The organism is Candidatus Methylobacter oryzae (genome assembly GCF_003994235.2).
In the GTDB taxonomy this organism is placed as follows: Bacteria; Pseudomonadota; Gammaproteobacteria; order Methylococcales; family Methylomonadaceae; genus Methylobacter_A; species Methylobacter_A oryzae.
This window is the reverse complement of sequence record NZ_RYFG02000046.1, coordinates 1-4,667: the sequence shown is the minus strand read 5'-3', so window position 1 is coordinate 4,667 and position 4,667 is coordinate 1. Positions and strand designations below refer to the sequence as shown.

Here is a 4,667-nt window from a genome sequence, read left to right as displayed (position 1 = left end):
GCAAAGCATTCGTTCATATCGCCATGATTAATTTGATGCTGACCAGGCTGTCCTCGGGGAAGGTATCAAACTTTTAAAACACGCACTAAGCAGTAGAGATTCATCGCGCTTTGTAGTGTTTTATTGGACTTGCGCAGTACAGATAACAACCTTAATAAAATTATCATTATGAAAACTCGTTCGCTATTCGCTTTTCCTGTTTTATTGTCCGTTATTAGCGGCATTGCTAATGCCACGACCTATACCTTGCCTGAAAACAGCAATGATACTGTCATTACTCAATTTCATGATGAAGTGCCTTTGACCCGCGCGGAACAAAACGAGACGTTGTTGGATGTCGCAAGGCGCTTTCTTCTAGGGCAAATGGAAATAGTGCGGCTGAATTCCGACGCTGATCGCTGGAATATCAAAAAGAATGAAATTGTCCGGTTAGCGAACAGACGCATTTTGCCCGATACGCCTCACGAAGGCATTACCCTGAATATTGCCGAATACCGGATGTATTACTATCCGCCCGCTCAAAAAGGCGTTGCGCCACAGGTTATGTCCTATGCTCACGGCATAGGCAGGCAGGACTGGAAAACGCCATTGGGCAAAACCAGCGTTGTGCAGAAAGTTAAAGATCCGTCATGGCATCCCCCGGAATCAATCAGGCGCGAACATGCGGCAAACGGTGACCCGCTGCCTGCTGTTGTTCCGCCGGGACCGCATAATCCCCTCGGTGCTTATATGCTGCATTTGGGCGTGCCCGGCGGCTATTTGATACACGGCACCGATATCGACAAGATTTACGGCATTGGCATGCAGATAACGCATGGCTGCATGCGGATGTATCCTGAAGACATTGAGGCTTTATATAACTCGGTTCCGGTCGGAACGCCGGTGTATATGGTCAAGCAACCGATCAAGGTTGGCTGGCTGGACAATACGCTTTATATCGAAGCGCATCCCGATCTGGAAGGCGAGGAAACAACGCCGGCCGAAAAATTAGAGGTGGCGTTAAAGCTTATTCAGAAAGCCGGCGCGGCGCAGAGCATGCCCGAGTTTGATCAAAATGCGTTAAAACAAGCGCTGACCGTCTTGGATGGAAATCCGGTAGCGCTGTATAAAAGATTGCCGCAACAAACAGCGCCGGTATCGTCGCCGGCAGGGCGGGGGTCTAAAGGCGGGTATTATCATGGCGTTTAAATCAGCCGATATGAATTAGAAAAGCGTTGTCCTCGAAAGACACGAAAAGCACGAAAATAGTTAAGATTCATCACGTCAACCACGCGTATCGCGATGTTAGACCTTCCAGGTTTTCAAAATCTGGAAGGTCTGCCGCCTGCGGAAATCGACAACTGATATTTTTCGTGGGCAGCGCGTAACATCAGTTAATAATATGATCCTGGCTATCCTGGTTGCCCAGGTTATCCACCCAACTGATGGTAAGTTTGTCGCCGGCATTGCCGCCTTTCAGCATAAAGGCAAAATAAGGGTCTTTGGAAATATTGGCGCCTGTGTTGCCGGCAATAATAACGTTTTTATTATGTTCTACCGTTAGTTGTTGGATGAAATGCGCCGGGACCAGGGCATTGGTTTTTTTGTCGCGATTACGGCCATGTTCCATCGGATGAGCAATCAACATCCTGATTTGCGTTTTGCCGTCCATGCGCTTGGTGCGGATTTTAATGCTCGACATGTTAAATCTCGCAGCCGTCGGGAGTGACGATGACTTTCTCGCTGGCGGTGAAAAAACCTTCGTTAGTTTCCACGATAACGGCCACCGCCGATGATTCGGCTATTTTTAAGCGAGCTGACACAAAGGGCTCCAGGTCTTGGGAAAATTCAAATTTAGCGGCCAGAGGGATGGGGTTTTTTTCGACCAGAATGGCGATGCTTTCAACATTGTTCAGGCTGCTGCTTACCGTAATGGGAACGCTTGAGCCGTTTTCAGCCGTTTTGGGAATCTGGATAGAGATCTTATCGGATTCGATGATTTTTTGGTCTTTGAACAAACGTTTTAAGGCTTGTTGCAATATATCGGTCGAGGTCGTTTCGGCCAGCCATTCGGCGTTTGCGTCAGGGGAGGCGAGTAGCCCCCCGCCGGCGATGATTGAATAACTGCCGAATGCGACAGACTTCTTGATAAATGCTCTACGGTTGTCGGTCTTGCTCATGTTTTCCCGGCTTGGCTTAAAGCGTTTAGTGTTTGAATAAGGCCCGATAAGCTCGAGCCGATTGCTCCGGCCGATTGTCGAATAGCCCGCCGATGACGGCTAGCAAATCGGCTCCTGCTGCAAGCAACTGTGAGCCATTGTCCGGCAGAATGCCGCCGATCGCAACAATCGGTATATTTAGCGCCAGTTTTGCCTGCCGCAATGTTTCGATTTGGGCGGGTGCTGCGAGCGGCTTTGACGAGGACGGGAAAAACCGTCCGAAAGCCGCATAAGTCGCGCCTTGCTGTTGGGCCTCAATGGCTTGCTCGACAAAGTTATAGCAGGAAACGCCGATGATCGCATCGTTGCCTAATCGCTCTCTTGCTTGGGCCACCGCACCGTCTTCCTTGCCGAGGTGAACGCCGTCCGCGCCGACAAGCGCCGCAAGTTCAACGTCGTCGTTGATCAGCAACGGCACATTGTGCCGGTGGCAGACTTTAAGCAGTTCGCGGGCAAGATACGGCGCATCCAGCGGATTTTTGTCACGGTACTGCATGACGACCGCACCGCCGTTAATCGCAGCTTCAACTTCTTCAATAATGCTATCGAAGGGCTTATTTACGGTTTGGGTGATTGCGTACAATCCGGTTTTGGGGAATTTAATCACTCTTCATCCATCCAGAAAAAACGATTGGGAATATGCTGGCCTTGGCCGGGCCGGGAAGCGGCATTTAATGAATTCCAGGTGTATTCCTGTGCTTCCATGACCGCTTGCAAAGGCTCCAGCCCGTGCGCCAGCAATGCCGCAATACTTGCAGCCAGCGTACAGCCGGAACCATGATAACTGAACGGCAATCTGTCCCAGGTGTAGGTTTCAAAACTGCGCCAGTCATGGAACAATTGATTGCTGACCGAGGGCGTATCTTCATGAGTGCCGGTAATCAGCACATAATCGCAGCCTTTTTCCAGCAACGCCAAGCCGCAGTCGTTCAGATCGCTTAACCGGGCCAGCTTACGGGCTTCTTCGCTGTTCGGCGTCAATACGGTAGTGCAAGGCAGCAGCAAATCGATGATGGCTGCTATGAGCCGGGCGTTCGACAGCTCAGCGCCGCCGCCTGCTGCCAGTACCGGGTCCAACACGACCGGAATATGCGGGTGTTGTTTCAATACCGCATGAATCGCGGCCGCAGTGTCATGATGACCGATTAAGCCGATTTTAAATGCCTTGACCGGCAGGTCGTTCAATAAGGTATTGGCTTGGCTGACAATGGCCTCCGGGCTTTGCGGGATCAGCTTTTTGACATTCCGGGTGTCTTGCTCGGTTAAGGCGGTGATAACGCTTGCGGCATGACAGCGATGGCTGACCAATGCTTCAATATCGGCTTGAACCCCAGCGCCTCCGCTGGGGTCATGGCCGGAAAATGAAAGCACAACGGGACGATTTAAGATCATTGTTGGTAATAGTATTGCTGTTGTTGCGGGTAGCCCTGTTGCTGAGGATAGCCCTGTTGTTGCGGGTAACCTTGTTGTTGAGGATAGCCCTGCTGTTGCGGGTAACCTTGTTGTTGAGGATAGCCCTGTTGCTGCGGGTAACCTTGCTGTTGAGGATAGCCCTGTTGTTGCGGGTAACCTTGTTGTTGAGGATAGCCTTGCTGTTGACCGGCTCCCGCATTGTTATTGGCGACAATTGCAAGCTCTACACGTCGATTCTGTCCGCGATTCGCCTCATTTACATTAGGTACTTTCGGCATTTTCTCGCCCATACCTTTCTGGGTCAGGCGCGAATAATTTACGCCGTGTTGGGATAAGTACCCGGCAACGCTGGCGGCACGGCGCTCCGATAACACTTGATTATAACTGTCCGAGCCGACATCGTCGGTATGGCCGGTGACATTGATTGTCGAATCCGGGTATTGATTTAGTACCTTGGCTACCGAATCCAACGCGCCTTGTGCTTGCGGCGTTAAATCCGCCGAATTGTAAGCAAAGGTAACATTGCTCGGCATGGTCAGGTTAAGCGTGTTTTCCGCGGTTCTTTGCACCTCGATGCCGGTGCCTTGTAACGATTGCTGCATTTCTTCCTGCTGGTGATCCATATACGCCCCCACTGCTGCTCCGACAACGCCGCCGGCTAACGCGCCCCATCCTGCATTTTTCAAATCGTTGCCGCCGAATAAAGTGCCGATACCGGCTCCGGCTGCCGCGCCTAAACCGCCGCCCATCGCTGTTTTTCCGAGACTGGATTGTCCTGTGTAAGGATCGGTGACGCAAGCGCTTAAAAGGACAGAGCTGATACCTATTGTCAATAATTTCTTGTTCATGGAAATAACCTAGGTTGATTTGGATAAGACTTCCGATGAAGCCGATTGTGCGCTCTTGTCTTAGCGCGTTAAAGTCATTATATAACGCCGTTGATAAATCTTAGCTGAACGATGCAGTTTAGAAGTTACGCATTGACCGCTGGTTAATATTGTGGATTGAGCTGGTCTTTGCCCGGCATAAAGCCGGTGATGAACGTGGCGATAACCT

The 4,667-nt window shown here is 50.8% G+C and carries 6 protein-coding genes; 1 reads left to right on the top strand and 5 read right to left on the bottom strand.

Annotated elements, in window-relative coordinates; genetic code table 11:
• The first annotated feature begins 168 nt into the window (after window positions 1–168).
• Window positions 169–1,188: a L,D-transpeptidase family protein gene (locus EKO24_RS06395; RefSeq protein ID WP_127030764.1), complete on the top strand. Its 1,020-nt coding sequence runs from the start codon at window positions 169–171 to the stop codon at window positions 1,186–1,188.
• Between the two features lie 181 nt (window positions 1,189–1,369).
• Here EKO24_RS06395 and soxZ read toward each other — a convergent pair whose 3' ends face one another.
• The 5 genes from soxZ to EKO24_RS06370 are packed head-to-tail and all read right to left on the bottom strand — an operon-like array spanning window position 1,370 to window position 4,459.
• Window positions 1,370–1,681 carry a thiosulfate oxidation carrier complex protein SoxZ gene (soxZ, locus tag EKO24_RS06390; RefSeq protein WP_127030765.1) on the bottom strand — a complete coding sequence of 104 codons (312 nt, stop codon included), beginning with the start codon at window positions 1,679–1,681 and terminating at the stop codon, window positions 1,370–1,372.
• Between the two features lies 1 nt (window position 1,682).
• Window positions 1,683–2,159 carry a thiosulfate oxidation carrier protein SoxY gene (locus EKO24_RS06385; RefSeq protein ID WP_127030766.1) on the bottom strand — a complete coding sequence of 159 codons (477 nt, stop codon included), beginning with the start codon at window positions 2,157–2,159 and terminating at the stop codon, window positions 1,683–1,685.
• Window positions 2,160–2,184: 25 nt separating this feature from the next.
• The gene (gene thiE / locus EKO24_RS06380) at window positions 2,185–2,802 is read right to left on the bottom strand and encodes a thiamine phosphate synthase (RefSeq protein WP_127030769.1); all 618 of its coding nucleotides are present in this window, start codon (window positions 2,800–2,802) and stop codon (window positions 2,185–2,187) included.
• Window positions 2,802–3,590 (bottom strand): bifunctional hydroxymethylpyrimidine kinase/phosphomethylpyrimidine kinase, encoded by a 789-nt coding sequence (gene thiD, locus EKO24_RS06375; protein WP_127030767.1) that lies wholly within the window; start codon window positions 3,588–3,590, stop codon window positions 2,802–2,804. Before thiD ends, thiE begins: the two co-directional genes overlap by 1 nt.
• Entirely contained in the window at window positions 3,587–4,459 is an 873-nt protein-coding gene (locus tag EKO24_RS06370) for a YiaD family glycine zipper/OmpA-like lipoprotein (protein WP_127030768.1), read from the bottom strand. The genes thiD and EKO24_RS06370 overlap by 4 nt, the downstream gene beginning before the upstream one ends.
• Window positions 4,460–4,667 lie beyond the last annotated feature (208 nt).